The sequence below is a fragment of the Alkalihalobacillus sp. MEB130 genome, assembly GCF_032335535.1.
Taxonomy (GTDB): Bacteria; Bacillota; Bacilli; order Bacillales; family Bacillaceae_D; genus Halalkalibacter.
Genome location: NZ_JAOANA010000006.1, coordinates 175,953 through 192,795, shown reverse-complemented (window position 1 = coordinate 192,795; position 16,843 = coordinate 175,953). Strand labels below are relative to the sequence as shown.

At 36.4% G+C, this 16,843-nt stretch carries 12 protein-coding genes; 3 read left to right on the top strand and 9 right to left on the bottom strand.

Annotated features, from left to right (window positions below; genetic code table 11):
* Positions 1-111: 111 nt before the first annotated feature.
* From N0O92_RS08520 to fbp, 3 genes are all read right to left on the bottom strand, one after another.
* The gene (locus N0O92_RS08520; protein ID WP_315614274.1) at positions 112-1,038 is read right to left on the bottom strand and encodes an ATP-binding protein; all 927 of its coding nucleotides are present in this window, start codon (positions 1,036-1,038) and stop codon (positions 112-114) included.
* A gap of 33 nt (positions 1,039-1,071) precedes the next feature.
* The gene (locus N0O92_RS08515) at positions 1,072-1,251 is read right to left on the bottom strand and encodes a hypothetical protein (RefSeq protein ID WP_315614247.1); all 180 of its coding nucleotides are present in this window, start codon (positions 1,249-1,251) and stop codon (positions 1,072-1,074) included.
* Positions 1,252-1,363: 112 nt separating this feature from the next.
* Entirely contained in the window at positions 1,364-3,295 is a 1,932-nt protein-coding gene (gene fbp, locus N0O92_RS08510) for a fructose-1,6-bisphosphatase (RefSeq protein WP_315614246.1), read from the bottom strand.
* Positions 3,296-4,091: 796 nt separating this feature from the next.
* Here fbp and N0O92_RS08505 point away from each other — a divergent pair.
* Both N0O92_RS08505 and N0O92_RS23780 read left to right on the top strand, forming a co-directional pair.
* Positions 4,092-4,937, top strand: coding sequence for a protein-glutamine gamma-glutamyltransferase (locus N0O92_RS08505; RefSeq protein WP_315614245.1), 846 nt, complete (start codon positions 4,092-4,094; stop codon positions 4,935-4,937).
* Between the two features lie 238 nt (positions 4,938-5,175).
* Positions 5,176-5,292: a YjcZ family sporulation protein gene (locus N0O92_RS23780; protein ID WP_396334484.1), complete on the top strand. Its 117-nt coding sequence runs from the start codon at positions 5,176-5,178 to the stop codon at positions 5,290-5,292.
* 152 nt (positions 5,293-5,444) lie between these two features.
* On the opposite strand, the gene N0O92_RS08495 is transcribed toward N0O92_RS23780, so the two are convergent.
* From N0O92_RS08495 to N0O92_RS08485, 3 genes are all read right to left on the bottom strand, one after another.
* A complete protein-coding gene (locus tag N0O92_RS08495) occupies positions 5,445-6,008 on the bottom strand; it encodes an HPP family protein (protein WP_315614243.1) in 564 nt (187 codons plus the stop codon).
* 660 nt (positions 6,009-6,668) lie between these two features.
* Positions 6,669-7,148, bottom strand: a complete 480-nt coding sequence (gene queD, locus N0O92_RS08490; protein WP_315614242.1) for a 6-carboxytetrahydropterin synthase QueD — start codon at positions 7,146-7,148, stop codon at positions 6,669-6,671.
* Between the two features lie 255 nt (positions 7,149-7,403).
* Positions 7,404-7,712 (bottom strand): hypothetical protein, encoded by a 309-nt coding sequence (locus tag N0O92_RS08485; RefSeq protein ID WP_315614241.1) that lies wholly within the window; start codon positions 7,710-7,712, stop codon positions 7,404-7,406.
* A gap of 713 nt (positions 7,713-8,425) precedes the next feature.
* Here N0O92_RS08485 and N0O92_RS08480 point away from each other — a divergent pair.
* Entirely contained in the window at positions 8,426-10,021 is a 1,596-nt protein-coding gene (locus N0O92_RS08480) for a glutathione ABC transporter substrate-binding protein (protein WP_315614240.1), read from the top strand.
* A gap of 424 nt (positions 10,022-10,445) precedes the next feature.
* Here the strand turns inward: N0O92_RS08480 and N0O92_RS08475 are convergent, their stop codons facing one another.
* The 3 genes from N0O92_RS08475 to N0O92_RS08465 all read right to left on the bottom strand — a co-directional run bounded on the left by N0O92_RS08475 (position 10,446) and on the right by N0O92_RS08465 (position 16,795).
* On the bottom strand, positions 10,446-13,130 hold the full coding sequence (locus tag N0O92_RS08475; RefSeq protein ID WP_315614239.1) for a PAS domain S-box protein: 2,685 nt from the start codon (positions 13,128-13,130) through the stop codon (positions 10,446-10,448).
* 406 nt (positions 13,131-13,536) lie between these two features.
* Positions 13,537-14,730, bottom strand: coding sequence for a thiolase family protein (locus N0O92_RS08470; RefSeq protein ID WP_315614238.1), 1,194 nt, complete (start codon positions 14,728-14,730; stop codon positions 13,537-13,539).
* A complete protein-coding gene (locus N0O92_RS08465; protein ID WP_315614237.1) occupies positions 14,720-16,795 on the bottom strand; it encodes a 3-hydroxyacyl-CoA dehydrogenase/enoyl-CoA hydratase family protein in 2,076 nt (691 codons plus the stop codon). The genes N0O92_RS08470 and N0O92_RS08465 overlap by 11 nt, the downstream gene beginning before the upstream one ends.
* Positions 16,796-16,843: the final 48 nt, after the last annotated feature.

The following is a 16,843-nucleotide window of genomic DNA, read 5'->3' as shown; positions in this document are numbered from 1 at the left end:
TGCGTTAAATTACATACATTTAAAAGAGTAGAATGAACAACCATTCTACTCTTTTTCGCAATATATTTTGTAGGCAGTCATACATTACCTTATTATAGTGTCGTACCCGATCTATGCCCTTTTCTCAACAACCAACGGCAGTTTCACTGATACTTTTGTTCCATCTGCCAAATTCTCGAAACGAATCGCTCCATTGTGCTCTTGAATGATTCGTTGAGAAATTGATAACCCTAAACCCGTTCCCTCATCCTTTGTTGAAAAGAACGGTTCACCTATTCTTCCAATAATTGAAACAGGTATCCCCGGACCATTATCGACAATTTCAATTACAACCTCTTGTTGCTCCTGGATGTTCACAGCAACTTTTACTTTGCCATATTCAGCTCCAGCTGCTTCAAACGCATTCTTCATTAGATTTATCAGTACTTGTGTTATTTGTGATTTATCAACATGAACGATCGCTTTTTCGACTTCAAACGAAAGAGATACATCTACGTTATGCAATGTTGCTTCATTTTTCATAAATTCAACGGTTCCACTAACAAGATCGTTAATATTGTAATAATCTCTTTTAGGTGCTGTTGGTTGAGTTGCCATTAAAAAATCATTAATTAATTGATTCATTCGGTCGATTTCACTTAGCACAATATCTCTAAAGTGATTATGTTTTTGATCTTCAAATAAAAATTGAACAAATCCTCTGACCGATTGCATTGGATTACGTAACTCATGTGCTAGACCGGCGGATAATTGTCCAAGCAAGGATAATTTTTCGAGTCTCATTAATTTGTCATCAAATTCATCATAACTTGATTTCCCTGCGTTTTCTATAATAACTGAAACGACAGATGATAAACGCTTGATCGTTTCAATCTCCTGCTCCGTAAATGCATAAGGTTCTGGATCAATAGCACAAACAGTCCCAAACAGTTTCCCATTTGAAAGGTAAACAGGCATCCCTAAATAGGAACCTATTTTCGCTTCATAAATCGCATCAAATACACTAGCTCTGTCATCTTTTTTCGTATCATTTATAATTAATGGTTCCCGACCATCACATGGAATTAGACTTCATATGGCATGGTCTTTTGGTAATTCTACGCCTTCTTCTAGAGAACAACCCTTTTGGTTAAAAACCTTAATGACCTTAAACGTCTCATCAATATGACTTACAAAGTGGGTTCTTGTCCCAATTGATTGGCTTGCAAACCACAGCATATCCTCTAATGCCAGCTCATAACGGTTCATCATACTATCCCCCTAACATAACAAATATTCTCTATTTACTATATATTGTAGAAACCGTCTTCCCTGAGGGGGGAGACGGCTCATTATATTATCAAATAAGGTTTGTTGAAATGCCTCACTTCACATAACGATACTCTAGCAAACTATTCAAAATAGACACTTCTTGCAAGATTTCCTCTCCAACATTTGTTTCTAAAACCTTCTTCCTCTCCAACTCTTTATCTACCAATCTTTTTACCGATAACACATCTGTTCCATTTATAAGAACATCTTCTTTTGAGTTAAAATGTTGATGGGCAACAAGTTGCATTCCGAAAGAGTTGTATAATAACGTGTATCCAGCAATACCTGTTGTTGATTGATACGCTTTGGAAAAACCTCCATCTATTACAATCATCTTTCCGTTAGCTTTGATCGGATTTTCTCCGTTAATTTCTTTAACAGGTGTATGACCATTTATAATATGCCCTTGATCCGGATTAAGATCAAATTCAGCTAGGATATTACGGCAAATTTCCTCATTTTCACGTAAATGATAGTATGGATTCTTTCTCTCTTTATGGGTATTTTTATCTTTAATGAAATACCTTTCAAAGGTCGTCATTTCTCTTTTTCCAAATAGAGATGAATATTCACCTGACCATAAATACCACACTATATCTTTCGCAAGATCATCTGTCTCTTCAGGATGGGCAAACGCAAAACGTAAATAATGTTCAAACGTATCAAGTAATTCACGACCCGCATACGTTTTATTTTCAATAACCATTTTTTCCATATTTCCGTCTTCATCTAAAGGAATACAACCGTGTATTAATAAGTTTCCATTATATCTTAAATAAAGACTGCCTTTTTTCATAAGGAAATTCATATGTCTAGCTAGCTTTTCCGATTGTTGGACAGAGAATAATAGCTTGTCCATCACTTGCTCTTCTTCCTCTAACAGTTGATCGGGTTGTTCCGGATTAACTGTAGCGAAGCAAGTATGATTTAGTGGGTATGTTACTCCGTCAATCGTTATTTCATTTTTGTCATAATCAATCTTCTCAAGCAAAAGCCTTTCTGACATTTTAAATTCAGGTCGTCTCTTTATAATCGGACTTTCAAGTTTGAACTGAATCATGGCAATGGCTTGATGAATTTTCGTAATTTGTAAATGTTCTTCCTCTGATACTTCTTCCTTCGAATGTATTTTTGGTCTAAAAACTGGATTGTCTTCATAATATTTTTCTGCAAGATTCAGAAGTGGTCGAAGGTTGATTCCATACACATCTTCAATAATATCCAAATTGTCGTACCTTGCACAAATACGTATAATATTAGCAAGGCAAACCTTAGACCCAGCAAATGCCCCGAGCCATAGAACATCATGATTTCCCCATTGAATATCAACAGAATGATAGTTGATGAGAGTATCCATTATTTTGTCAGGTTCCGGTCCACGATCATAAATATCTCCCACTACATGAAGGTGGTCAACAACCAACTGCTGAGTTGTATAAGCAAGACCGATTATTAGCTTATCAGCTTGGCCTAGAGATATAATTTGTTGAACAATTTTTGTATAATAAGGTTCCTTATTTGTGTATTCATCTGTTTTATACAGAAGTTCTTCTATTATATAAACAAACTGATCAGGCAATGCTTTTCGTAATTTTGATCGAGTATATTTAGAAGATGCATAAGAAACAAGATTAATCATACGCTCAATAATGACGGTATACCATTGATGTAATTCTCTTTCATTATCAAAATTATTCTTGATCAACTTTATCTTTTCTTCCGGATAATAAACTAACGTTGCAAATTCTTTAATCTCTTTTTCCGTTAATAACCTTTTATAAAGGTCTTCTATTTTCTCTCTAACCTTCCCCGAACCATTTCGTAAAACATGTTGAAAGGCTTGATACTCCCCGTGTAAATCACTAACAAAGTGCTCTGTCCCCTTTGGTAGATTGAGGATGGCTTCTAGATTAATAATTTCAGTGACCACTTTTTCTTCACAATCGTATTTTTGGGCCAACAAATCTAAATATTTCGAGTTCACAATTATGTATCCCCTTCCAAATTTCATTGTTTTCTATCTAGTAGGTTGTCAGTACATACTTAGATTAAAAGAGAAAATTCAAATTCATGTGATAACGGTATTTATATAGGTGATACTATTATATCAAAAAATAGGAGAAAATGGAGGTTCACTTCATTTCTCAATTGCGCTACTGACATTTGCAAATTTTGGAACAAGGTACAAATTACGCATCTTTTTGAGCCTTAATTCCTGAACGATATGGTTATTCAAGCGTTCAGAGCGCCCGTTTATCAATAAAAAAACGCCGTATCAATAACAAAGTTTGCATATTATTATTACGGAGCTACTGGATGCTTAGCATGTTATTCATATGAGGAATGAAACATATATGCGCCGATTTGAGACTTTTATGCGGCAAATCTGGCTATGTTTGCGGCTAAATAAAAGGTGATTGCGGGAAATTCACACTCTTATGCGGATCGCGCTAATATTTGCGTCTAAAATCCTATATATGTGTCATGTACGAGAGGTTTTGCGTCTAACAAATTAGTTATGCGTTCAATCCTGGATTTATGCGGCGAATGATCTCTATATGCGCTCTGATACTAGGATTGGTTCTCTACGCTAAAAAGCTTTGTCAGTATGTAGACATATTTTGTCAACGACAGGGCTCCCCCCTTTAGGAATATCTATACCACTTACGCATGGTTCGCACAGTTGAATATATGAAAGACAATTTAACGTTAACATGATCAAGATGTAACTCGAATACATTAGGAATAATGCCTAACTTATGATCTGAATGGAGGAGTATATGATACAAATAATGGGGACGCCTTTTCAAATGACTAATTTGGGGAACTTTGGCAATGTTGAAAGGATGATTATCCAGCGTATGCATGAAGATCCTGCCTTGCATCCTTATCGGTCCATGGATGAATTTTTATTTGAGGTCCATACTCGAAAGAACATCATAGACAGTTCCATCGGCATGAATGACAGCGAAATGGAGTTTACCGTTTTCGAATATGCTCGATGTAATCCACAGTACTGGCACTTAACAGATACAGGCGGATTTTGGTTAAGGGGAGACGTTCAGCCCTCTAATGCGATTCGGGACATCTATGAAAATAGTTCCCTTTATGCATTTGACTGTTCGACAGCTTGTGTGATCATTTTTTACCATGCCGTTTTAAACAGCATAGGGGATCATAACTTTAACCTAATTTTCCCCAACCTCTACTTATATAGTTGGCATGCTGATTCAGATCTTGGACTTCACAATGTATATACCCAACATTATATACCTGGTGATGTTGTCTATTTTAATAATCCGGACTTTCATCCAGAAATTTATTGGTTAAGAGGAGAAAATGCCGTCGTCCTAGGCGATGATACTTATTTTGGGCATGGATTTGGAATTATGAATGCTCAACAAATGATCGAAACTCTTAACGAAAATCGAAGACCACAAAGCACTCAATCCGCCTATTTGCTCGATTCCATTACTAGACTCAACTTTAACCATTTAGCCTCGATCACTATGTTACAAAGAGGCTACCTCACTTACAAAAAACAGCAAATGATCATTCATCATAACCAAACATCCATCTCTTTTATACACTATCTCTTTTATTTGAATCAAAGTCTTACTCTATAAGCTATAGATCACTCGAACCTAGACACCTACCCATTTTTATGTAGACGGGCTACATTTTTTAGGTAGGCGAGTATGATATAGAGAAATAACTAACCCGAAAGGAAGTGTCAACATGTATCCAAACGTAAACGCACCATTTATGGGTGCTAATGTAAATGCTCCATTTACAATGGGAGCTGCTGAAAATGTGCCATACATGATGGATGATGCGGTTCAACCACACTATGCTGCTCCTGTTATGGGGTATGGGTATGGATGTCCTGTTCCTAAACGCGGCTTCGATGGCTTCACGCTTATTGTTGTCTTGTTTATCTTATTAATTATTGTAGGTGCAGGTAGCTTTACGAAGTGTTAGGCAGTTAAATTCTTTCATGGTTTATAAAGTAATCTGTTAGATAAAAAAGAACCCCTCTTGCGAATATAGATAATCTATATTTCACAAGAGAGGTTCTTTTTTTATGTAGATGAGTAACTGACTATACCGATCTTAATAAGTTAAATTGGTTGTTACGTCCACTTCTTAGGATAGGTTCTATCCTTAAACAAATTATTATATAAAACAGAAATACCGACTACAATTAGTGCACTAATAAAGATGGTAAATAAAAATCCCCAACCAGCTTGAGAGTTTATAGCAACGATTGCACTTGCTGCAGCGGGTGGGTGCATGCTTTGGGTTATGATCATTAATAACAATACAACAGCCAACGTTATTCCAATTGTCACATGTGACCGTCCAAACAGGTCCCAAATTGACAGTGCTGCACCAGTTGAAAGTACATGACCTCCAATTATTTGTCGAGGTTGCGAAAACGGTCCTTGATGTGCAGCAAATACAAGTAAACAACTTGCTCCAATTGGTCCTAAAGCCATTGGATACCCTAAACTTACAGCCATAACACTAATAATGGTCATCGCTATTAATCCCCCGCCAGCTGAAACAAGAGATTCCCCAATACGGAAATTCGGCTCTTTCGAACTATCCCCTTTCATTTTTCTCAAATATGTATGAAGGCTTACACTTTTTCTAATTTCCGCTGTTTCCCTTAGTTCCCCTCTTTCTAACGCCAAAACACTATCCCCTCTCTGAAAAATCAAGAGTTTTGTTAGATTTGTTCACATATTTTTCATTATAAAGTGAATTTTTTGTTACGTAAACAATATTTAGAGGTGCATTTCAAAAAGAGGTATTTTATATATTTCTTTTTGCTCTTTTCATTTTTCTAAGGAAGAAATAAGCAAATACAAAGGAAAATGGATTTCAGATATTTATTTGACTAGAAAGATTTTGAGTGGTTTGGTGAGGGGTAGCATTGAAATGGATTAACTTTCTAAAAATGATTAGAAATCACAAAAGAACAAGGAATCAAGTGTATTCATTTGATACAATCGCTTTCAATGTAGTTTACTTCTTAATAAAGCTAAATGTTTCCGTTTTCTCCAATATTGAGTAGTTGACAGTGTAAAAGTTATAATTTAGATAACAAACTACAGAGGAGGTTGCACTCAGATGGTGAAATTTTTCAAGGATTTAATTCAAGCACAAATTGACATTTATACTGCACTTTACGAACGCACTAACAGATGATCTAATTAGACTTTTATTCTAATTAGATCTTTTTTTGTTTGTTTTTATGTTAGTTAGGAAAAAAGTCATTTGGTTAAACGTAAGATAAATCTGTTTCTAATAGTCTTTCGTCAAGAATTTATACTGATCGGAGTTTTTTCATTTCACTCCATCCACTCTCTTCTTACTTCTGCGTAACTAGTTGGGGTTTCATATAATGTAACAAATTCAACTTTTGCTTCTCTATAAAGATCCTCCTTTTTTTCTAAAGACTTCTGCATCTTTTCATATATCCACACAACCATATTTTCAGCAGTCGTATTCATGTTCGGAAGTGTCTCATTTAAGTAGCGATGATCTAGATATACTTCAATTTCTTCTTTCCAAATCTCTTTAATATCACCAAAATCAATGACTAGTCCAATCTCATTAACAAAACCACTAATTCCAAAAATCACTTTATACGTATGACCATGCAGATTTTTGCATTTTCCTTCATAACAGTGCAAATGGTGAGCAGCGTCAAAAGTAAATTCTTTACTAACAAGTACTCTTTTATTATGGTATTGTAATTCTTCTTGTTTAATATCTTCATCTATCTTTTGCAATCTATCTACAATTCTAAAGCCAAACATCTCTGCCATTATGTCGCCTCCAAATTTGTTGTGTCACGGATTGATTTTATTGAAATAAATAAACTGCGAACTCTTGAAAGTTCCCGCCATTTATATTGTCAGATCACAATAAAGAAGTAAGTGCATTAAATCACACTTACTTCTTTATTGAACATCTAAATTTTAGTAGATCACATCTTCACTTACCTAGTCCCCACCTCAACATACCTCTCAACAAATCCCCAGACCGTTCTCCAATAAGTTTCTGGATCCACTTTTTCTGCATCACCATGTCCGGCATTTGGAATAATGAGTTTCTCCTTGTCCGTTCAAATTCAGTCTTTTCTTATCGTTTGAAATAATGTTCACTTGTTCCGGTTGATGATTTTGTTTAAACAACTCATCTGCAATGTCAGCTTCCTCGGCAACCGAAGCTAAAACCGCTTCACTTTCCTCCAAATGAGGGTTCCCTTCCAGAAACTCTTTTTCACGATCTGCATTAAAGGCAAAGTTATAAAAATAATTCCCGACCAACCCATATGTCACAACAAGCAAGCTCAAGAATACTCCAACGATTATAGCTAATTTTTTCATATTCTCTCTCCATATGGATATAGACTTGCTTTTTCGTTTCCTGTTTTCCTTATTATTCAAACCATAACAGGTTTATATTACGAATTAATAACAGCTAAATTTTAAGTTAGTGTACTGTTTCCTTAGATACTACAACCATTCACAGCTTGAAGCTGGTTTTAGTCCTAATTCCGATTTTTAGTTACAAATAAGATTATTATTCAGATTGAAAGCGCTCGATCCACTTTAAAACTACAAAATATCACGTAATATAAAGTATTAAGGTGAAATCAAAAGATACAATCGCTTTCAATAAGTTATTTCGTTCATTTTCGCTAATTGTTTCCGTTTTCAGCAATATTGTAAAGTTGACAATGAAAAAGTTATAATAAATTCAACAGTTAGAGAGGAGGAAATAGAATGATTAAATTTCTAAAAGCTTTGATTCAAGCAAACATTGATTTATGTTCCGAACTTGCTGAAGTATACGCTCGTAATAACAACTAGGATCTAATTAGAAAATTACTTTCTAATTAGATTTTTTTTTATTAGTGGTTCATTATTTTAATTCTTAATTCATCGAGATATTCGGACCTTACCTATCCTCATGTACATCAATCTCCCATCCCAACTTCACAACTCACAAACTAATAAATTGACAATTAATAAGTATTTATATACTATAATCCCTATGTGTTTACACAAGATTAGAATTCTATCTTAGGGGGATTTGCATGAAACACCTATCAACAAAGTATTTAGCTATTATTTTATTGTTTGCAATTAGCCTTATTGCCGCCTGCAGCAATGATTCTTCATCGGAACCTACTTCTGACAAGACAATTGAACAAACAACAGGTGGAGATGTTCATATCGGTATCGCTTCTGACCCAGTCTCTCTTGATCCGCATGGAGCAAACGAAGCCGTATCTAATACTATTAATGCGTCCATATATGATGCGCTTGTATATCTTGATTCAAATTCCGAGATTCAACTCGGATTAGCGGAAAGCTTGGAACAAATTGAAGATACTGTTTGGGAAGCGAAAATCCGTGAAGGCGTACTTTTTCATGATGGTACACAATTAAATGCGGAGGCTGTTAAGTTAAGTCTAGATCGCGTTCGTGACCCTGAAGTAGCCTCTCCTGTAGCCTTTTTATTCGGAATGGTTACAGAAGTTCGCGTCGTCGATGACTATACGCTACAAATTGAGACGGAATTTCCATTTGCCCCTCTTCCTTCTCACTTAGCACACACTGCGGGAAGCATTATTAGTCCTACTGTAATTGAACAATCTTATGAAGATTTAGCAAATGGCGGCAGTCCTTTTGCTGCAGCTAATGAAAATCCATCTGGAACTGGTCCTTTTAAATTTGAAACCCAAGAGCCTGGAAACTCGGTTACTCTCTCAAAAAATGAAGACTTTTTGGGTGAGGAAAAAGCCAAAGTAGACTCGTTAACATTCAAAGTGATCCCTGAAAGTGCAACCCGAATTGCGGAACTGGAGACAGGAAGCATTGACATTAACACAACTGTTTTCCCGAATGACATTACTCGCCTTGAAAGCAATTCTGAAATTGCAGTTCAGACAGTAAATAGTGCAAGGCTTGCCTACCTCGGTTTTAATACAGAAGTAGCACCTTTTGACGATGTGAATGTCCGCAAAGCTATCCATATGGCAATTAATAAAGAGGCATTAGTGGTAGGAATTCTTGACGGATTTGGTATTCCAGCAAATGGCGCAATTTCTCCACGTGTTAATGGTTACAGTGACAACATTGATTCTATTCCATATAATCTGGAAGAAGCAAAGTTGCTCCTTGCAGAGGCTGGTTATGCCGATGGTTTTGATGTCACACTGTTAACGGATGATAATCGTGAGCGTCAAGACTTAGCAGTGGTTCTTCAAGATCAATTAAGTGAACTTGGGATTAATGTTAGCATTGATACGTATGAATACGGCACATACCTTGAAAGAGCTGGTTTAGGGCAATCAGAAATCTTCTTAGGAAGCTGGGGAACGGTTACCCTTGACGCTGACTATGGTCTCTACCCTGTTTTCCATTCTGACAATGTTGGAGCGCCTGGAAATCGTTCTCGAATTGTAAATGCTGAATTAGATGAGCTTCTTGAAGCCGCTCGTCAAGAAAGTGATCATAACGCACGTGTTACATTATACGAACAGGTCCACAATAAATTGGCAGAGGAATCTCCTTATGCCTATCTTTACTTCCCAGATAACCTTTCAAGTGTTCGATCAGATGTAGAAGGTTTCTGGCAATACCCTAGTGGCTACTTCTATGTTCGTGACGTGAGTCTAAATAGATAAAATTAAAAACTGTCTCAAAAGCTAAACCAAAAGCTTATGAGACAGTTTTTTGATTACATCGCTTCTGCTGTAGGCTTTTAGACATTCGAAGAGTAAAAAAACAAAGAATAAAACGTGTAAATGAACGACCTGGAAAGAAACATAGTTAGGTTACCCTTCATTCATCCGCTGCCTCTTTCTTCATAATTAAAAAGTGCATTTTTTCAGGTAAATGATAAAATACAAATTGCGATAAGCATAACTACTTTTACATATACGTTTGATTTAAGAACGTTACAGAAAGGAAAGACATGGTGAATAACAAGCTTGCACTACTCTTCATAGGAACGGCCGCTTTTTTATGGGGGATTATCGGAATATTTGTATCTTCCCTAATTAGTGTGGTTCCCCTCTTATTAATCATCGTCCCCACACTTCACAGGTGTTACATGTTGACTTGGTTTCTGCCATTCTTCTTCGCTTTGTAAAGTGCTTTATCTGCAGACTCTATTAACTCTTTGTAACTAGATCCCAAAACAGGTATTACCGATGAGATTCCTAAACTAATCGTTACCATTGGTTTCACCGTTGAATGAATATGTGGTAAATTAAGTTGTTCAATGCTTGATCTCAATTTTTCTGCAAGATAAGCTGCCCCTTTTTCATCCGTGTCCGGCAAGATCACGGAAAACTCTTCACCACCATATCTTGCGACAAAGTCCTTTGGTCGATTTAAAATTGCTTTTAATGTACGGGCTACTTTCTTTAAACAAATATCTCCTTGTTGATGCCCATACGTATCGTTATATAATTTGAAACAATCGATGTCGATCATAATGACAGACATTACTTTCCCTTGTCTCATTGCATCAAGCCACTCTCTAGCAATGGTCTCATCATAATATCTACGATTAGGAATTCCTGTTAATCCATCTAAATTCGACGTCTTTTTTAGCATCTCATTTGCTTTTATCAACTGTAACTCCAATTCTTTCTGCGCAGTTACATCATGAATGATTCCAAGCATAGCTGGCTTTTCTTCATATTCAATCATCTTAGCCCTAACATGAGCGACCACTACGCCACCGTCTTGTTTCATAAAACGCAACTCACTAAACTCAGGAAATTCTGGACTGTTGTAAAATCCTAAAGTCATATTATAAGCAACTGTATATTTATCTTCAGGATGAATAATGTCAAACACCGATTTACCAATCATGTCTTCTTTGTTTGATATTCCTAAAAAAGATACAACCTTATCGTTAATATATTCAATTTTCGTTTTGCTATGGACAAAAATGACTTCTGGAGAAAGATCAATTAAACTTCGATATCGTTGCTCACTTTGAAATAATTTCTGTTCTGCTTTCTTTTGACTAGTAATATCATAAGCCATCCCAATGACTCCGGATATCTTTCCATCAATGATTAACGGGTTCACATTTACATTTAAGAATACTTTATTTCCATTTCTATGAATGATTTGCGTTTCATAATTTACCGATTCTCCATTCAGTGCCTTTTCATATTGCTCTATTGTATGTTTTACATAAGGTTTACTAATAATCGGAATAAACGCAGATCCTTCTAAATCCTTGTTGGTATAACCAGTTATCTTTTCGGCTGCATGATTTACACTAATAAAGTGTCCCTGCAAATCAATTGTGTACGTTAAACTTGCATTATTCTCAAAAAGAGATTTGTATTTTTGTTCACTCTCAAGTAGTTTTTCTTCCATTCCTTTTCGATGGGAGATATCTGTTAACGATCCGGACGTACCAATTATTCCACCCTCGTTATCGATAAATAATTTGGCAAGTACCTCAAGCCATATAACGGAACCTTCTTTTGTTAGAAAACGGATTTCATGTCGACAATACTCTTTTTCCTTTTTTAGTAGTGAGAAGAACCATTTCTCGTTCTTGTCTATATCTTCAATGTGTATATACTCTGAGAGATTTTTTCCAAGTGATTCTTTTACACTAAACCCTGTTATTTGTGACCAGGCTTTATTTAAGAAAGTCCAATTTCCCTTTTGATCCGTTGTAAATATGACTTCCTGAGTAGATTCTAGAACCAATTGATTTTGCTTTAATAGCTCCCTGTATTTTTTCTGCCTGTTTATAATTTGAATTTCAAATGCTTTCCTCTCCGTTATATCTCGATAATTCCACAAGTTTCCTAAATATGTACCATTATTACTTTGAATGGGTATGTAGTCTCGCTCTACTACTCTCCCGTCAATTAAAGAAAGCTGTTCTTCTGTTACAATCTCTTTACATTCAAGAAGTTCATCAATTCTTTTTTTGAACATGCCTTTATTTTCGAAAATGTCTTTCGATCGATCTACTAACTTATTACAATCCATATTTATGAGGTTACTAGATTTAGAGATTCCAAACATCTCATGAAATTTCCCATTCACAAACGTAACCTCTCGCTTATCACTTTCAACAATAATTCCAGAATTCAAACTTTCTATAAACGCTTTAAAACGTTGATTTGATTGTTCTAGCTCTCCATTAATTCTAGTTAAGTCAGAATGAAGCTTATTGAAATCTACTATATATTTGCAAACATAAAAAGCGAGTAATCCACCGAAAATAGATAAAATACCGTGAAAAGAGTAAATTTCCAAAAGGGCATTCCTGTTATTTGAAAAAACCATTAAGTTAATGTATAGCACCACATAAATGAAAACAATACTAACTAAATTCATAACAAGTGCCATGCCTACTTGTTTTATTTTCACTTTCACCATTAAAGAACAGGCGATCCCAATAAAAAACATCATTATCATCGCAGATATCGAAGCTATGTTAATGCCAAAAAAGAGTCGACTCACTCCAATCATAACCGCTGACACAATCGCTGCAGGCGCTCCGAAAAACGTTGCAGCAATAACCGTTGCTATATGCCTTAAGTCAACGATTACCGTCGGACTAACCTGAATGCTGAACATCATTAACACTAACCCTAGAATTCCAAAACAGACTCCAGCGCCTATTTTTGTTATAACAGTTATGTTTTCTAGATCAAGCGTTTTTTTATAAAACAAACGCGAAAAAAGCCCTAATAAATAAAGAAAGGAAATTATAATCGTAATGTTTAGTATCAGATCATCAATCATATTGCAATCCCCCTATTCGAGACTGTGCACCCTAAACGTTCAGTTTATAATCAAATGAATAATCCTTCTTAATATATAGGATAAATTTACTAATAACAATAATAGAATTGTATATATTTGTTGAATTTTCACTAAAAATAACGAATACAGTTTCATTCATCCTTACATTCAAACCACAAATAGGACTAATTACCTATTTCTATATAGACATAAGGACAGCTACAAAAACACAACAGGAACAGAGACAAATAATCCCGCCACACATCATGTGCAGCGGGATTTAGATTGCTTCCATTCCTAACTTTCATTCAAGATCATATCGACCTATTCTTATTATTGAATTGTATTATCGCACTGAGCACTGATTATGGATCAGAGTTTCACTGATATGACGAGGCCGTCTCGCCTACCCTACCTTCACAATAATCGCTGCTCCATTATCCCCAGCTGCACAGCCTGTAGCTAACGCATAGCCGCCGCCTTTTTCAACGGTTTCTTCGATTGCTTCAATAAGCAAACGTCCTACGGTTGGAGCTTGTGGATGACCAAATACTAACGAACTCCCATAATTATTGACATTCATCGCGTCGATTCCAAGCTCTTTTGCAAGATACAAATCATTGACGATAAATGGATTGTGATTTTTAATGGCTGTTATGTCATGAATGGATAATCCGGCTCGTTCAAGTGCCATTTTAACGGCTGGCACAGGAGCTGCCGGCATCGTTGCTTTCTCAACTCTTGAATACCCATAAGAAATGACTTGGATCGGGATACTGGCATTTGTACTTAGACGCTCCGCATTCTCTTGTGTTGTCACAATAATTCCAGCATTTCCATCAGCAGGGTGTGTCTGAGATCCAAATGACACAATTCCGCCTTCCGTCGTAGGGTTAAGTCTTTTTAATGCTTCTCTTGACGTTTGGCTAACCCCTTCATCTTCTTCAAGAAATTTCGTTTCCCGTTTTGAGATCGCCACTTCAATTGGCATCATATAACGTTTTTGAAAAGCCCGATCATTCTTTAATGATTCAGCATATTGTTCATATCTGCGAAGGGTAAGCTCATCGGCCTCTTCCTTTGTAAACCCATTTTCTTTGGCAATCCTTTCTGCGGTTACAATCATTCCTAGTCCCGTTGACGGATCTTGTGCCATATTATCCATATTCCAATTCTCTGAAAGAACCTCGCCTCCAGGCCCCTTTGGATTTGGCCAAATTGTGTGTGGACCATTTGAACATCGATCGGTTAATAAACAATAGGCTGTGTTTACATTACCTAGCTCCACAGCAGCAGCTGCATTAAATACGGAAGTAGTAGATGTCGCACACGCATGCATCAACGTCTGACCAGGAATATCCGGAGCTCCCATCATGGTGGAAGCCCAAGAGGAACCATAAAAAATGCTTTTCTGACCGATCGTGATTCCAAGGTACAGATAATCTAGCTCTTCATTTGGATTTAATTTCTTTGCCTCAAACCATTTCTTACTGCTTCTCGCTCCTAATTCAATTGAGTTCTCATTTTGTAAGCTACCTTGCCATTTACTAAACGGCGTTGTATAGTAGCCTCCGTATGGAATATACGCTTTATGAAACATGTTCATCTACACTCCCTACAACTACCTTCTCTATAAAAATAGGTCGTTTCCCAGTTGTAGTAGAAATTAAACCTGTTAAGGCATCTTCTGTTTCAAATATGTCAACTAAACTTTCTAATTCAAGCTCAATGCTTTCATCAATTGTAATCTCTGATTCTTTGTTAATAAGTTCGTTCATAGTTTGTAATGCAATTAACCCTTTTTTCGAAAGGATGTTGATTGTCTTCTCAGCAAAACTACTGCTTACTCCTTCTGGATATTGTCCTTTCAACATACGTTGGACATTTTCCTCTGAAAAGCCGTCAATATATTCACTGAACGAAGAAGGGATTTCTCTCTCAACATACTTATCACTCTTGCCGTTTTGAACTAGTTTTTTAATTGTTGTTTCAATGTTCTCCATCTCTACCAATTCCGTGACGATTCCTAACTCTTTTGCTTCATGTGCCGATAATGTTTTTCCTGTAAATGTGTAATACTTTGCAAGTTCTTTTCCAACATGATGATTCATTCGTAGCATTCCACCTAGACCTGGGTAGATTCCTATTCCACTTTCAGGAAAGCCCATTGATCCTTGGCTTGTTGCAACGATCGCTTGACAAGCTAGTGCCATTTCACTTCCACCACCAAGAGAGATTCCGTCAAGTACAGCAACGGTTACTTTATCAGATGTTTCAAAGCGTCTAAGTAGCTCATGGCCTTTCCTAGTAAAAGCAACGTTATTCTCAATTTGATTATTTTTAATACAATCAATAAAGTATTTTATATCTGCTCCCGCGACAAAGGCTTTCCCAGCCCCTTGGATCGATATCCCTTTAACTTGCGGGTTGTTTTCTGCTTTGTTAAAAGCCTTCTCTAGCTGATCCACTACAGCTGGGTTTAATGCATTCAACACCTCAGGACGGTTAATGGTAATATAGGCAATGCTATCTTTAATTTCTAAGTCAATATAACGAAATTCAAACGGCTCTCCTTTTTCCGCTTGTTTCTTTAACACCTCAGGTAAGTGAAAACCTGGTCGTTTCTTATATAATTCTTGAACCATTTTCCAAGATTCTTGAACCCCTACTTTATTCATCAATTCAAACGGTCCTAATTTCCATCTTAATCCTATCTTTGCTCCTCGATCTGTATCTTCAATACTCGCTACTTCTTCATCGACTTGTGCACCAGCTACTCCGAAAATCGTCGCATATAGATGTCGATTGATTTCAGCAAATTTGCTTTCATCTATTTCCCCATTTAGATCCCAGTCTTCCTTCATTTCAACCTGTTTTTTCAACAGTTCGACTGGAGCATAGAACTCACTAATTTGTGACGCGACATACGTAGAAGCATGTAGTGCAATCGGAACCCCTGTCACATTCATTAATTCAAATGGTCCCATTCCAATCTCAAACCCTTGTTTCGCCGCTGCATCAATTGTTGGGATATTCGCAACCCCTTGATCAAATAAATAAATAGCCTCCGTTAAGAACGTTGTAAAATAACGATTAACCGCAAATCCTGGTGAATCTTTCACAACAATACAAGTCTTGTTATGAAGCTTTCCAATTAGAAGGGTTGTTTCAATCGTCTCTTTACTTGTACCATCATGCGGAATAACCTCTACCAATCTATTTTTTGCTGGATGATAGAAATAATGCATTCCAACTACCTTATCGGGGCGACTCGTGTATTTCGCAATTTCGCGAATGAAGATCGTTGACGTATTCGTAGCAAAGATTGTTTTCGAGTCACAAATTTTATCAAGCTTTGCAAAGACCCCTCCCTTAATCTCTAAATCCTCAAAAACGGCCTCTACAACAAGATCAGCATCCTTTAACGCTTCATAGGAAGAAGTACCATGAATCCTCGCCATCGTATCAGACACTTGGTTTTCAGTGAAAATCCCACGCTCGATTCCCTCTTGAAGTGTCCCATAAATAGTTGAGATTCCTCTTTCAACTTGCTCCTTTGTCATATCGACTAATGTCACATCAAGGCCTTCTTGCGCCATCTTTTGTGCAATTCCTGACCCCATATTTCCTGCTCCTACTACTCCAACTTTAAATGTTTTTGTCATGTTTGCTTCTTCCTTTCATTGTTTAATAATCATAATTTTTCATTTTCC

Coding starts and splice junctions, on each gene's coding strand:
- N0O92_RS23780 (WP_396334484.1), top strand. CDS start 5,176: ATGGGGTATGGGTATGGATGTCCTGTTCCTAAACGCGGCTTCGATGGC.
- N0O92_RS08470 (WP_315614238.1), bottom strand. CDS start 14,730: ATGTTTCATAAAGCGTATATTCCATACGGAGGCTACTATACAACGCCG.
- N0O92_RS08465 (WP_315614237.1), bottom strand. CDS start 16,795: ATGACAAAAACATTTAAAGTTGGAGTAGTAGGAGCAGGAAATATGGGG.
- N0O92_RS08505 (WP_315614245.1), top strand. CDS start 4,092: ATGATACAAATAATGGGGACGCCTTTTCAAATGACTAATTTGGGGAAC.
- N0O92_RS08475 (WP_315614239.1), bottom strand. CDS start 13,130: ATGATTGATGATCTGATACTAAACATTACGATTATAATTTCCTTTCTT.
- queD (WP_315614242.1), bottom strand. CDS start 7,148: ATGGCAGAGATGTTTGGCTTTAGAATTGTAGATAGATTGCAAAAGATA.
- N0O92_RS08485 (WP_315614241.1), bottom strand. CDS start 7,712: ATGAAAAAATTAGCTATAATCGTTGGAGTATTCTTGAGCTTGCTTGTT.
- N0O92_RS08480 (WP_315614240.1), top strand. CDS start 8,426: ATGAAACACCTATCAACAAAGTATTTAGCTATTATTTTATTGTTTGCA.
- N0O92_RS08515 (WP_315614247.1), bottom strand. CDS start 1,251: ATGATGAACCGTTATGAGCTGGCATTAGAGGATATGCTGTGGTTTGCA.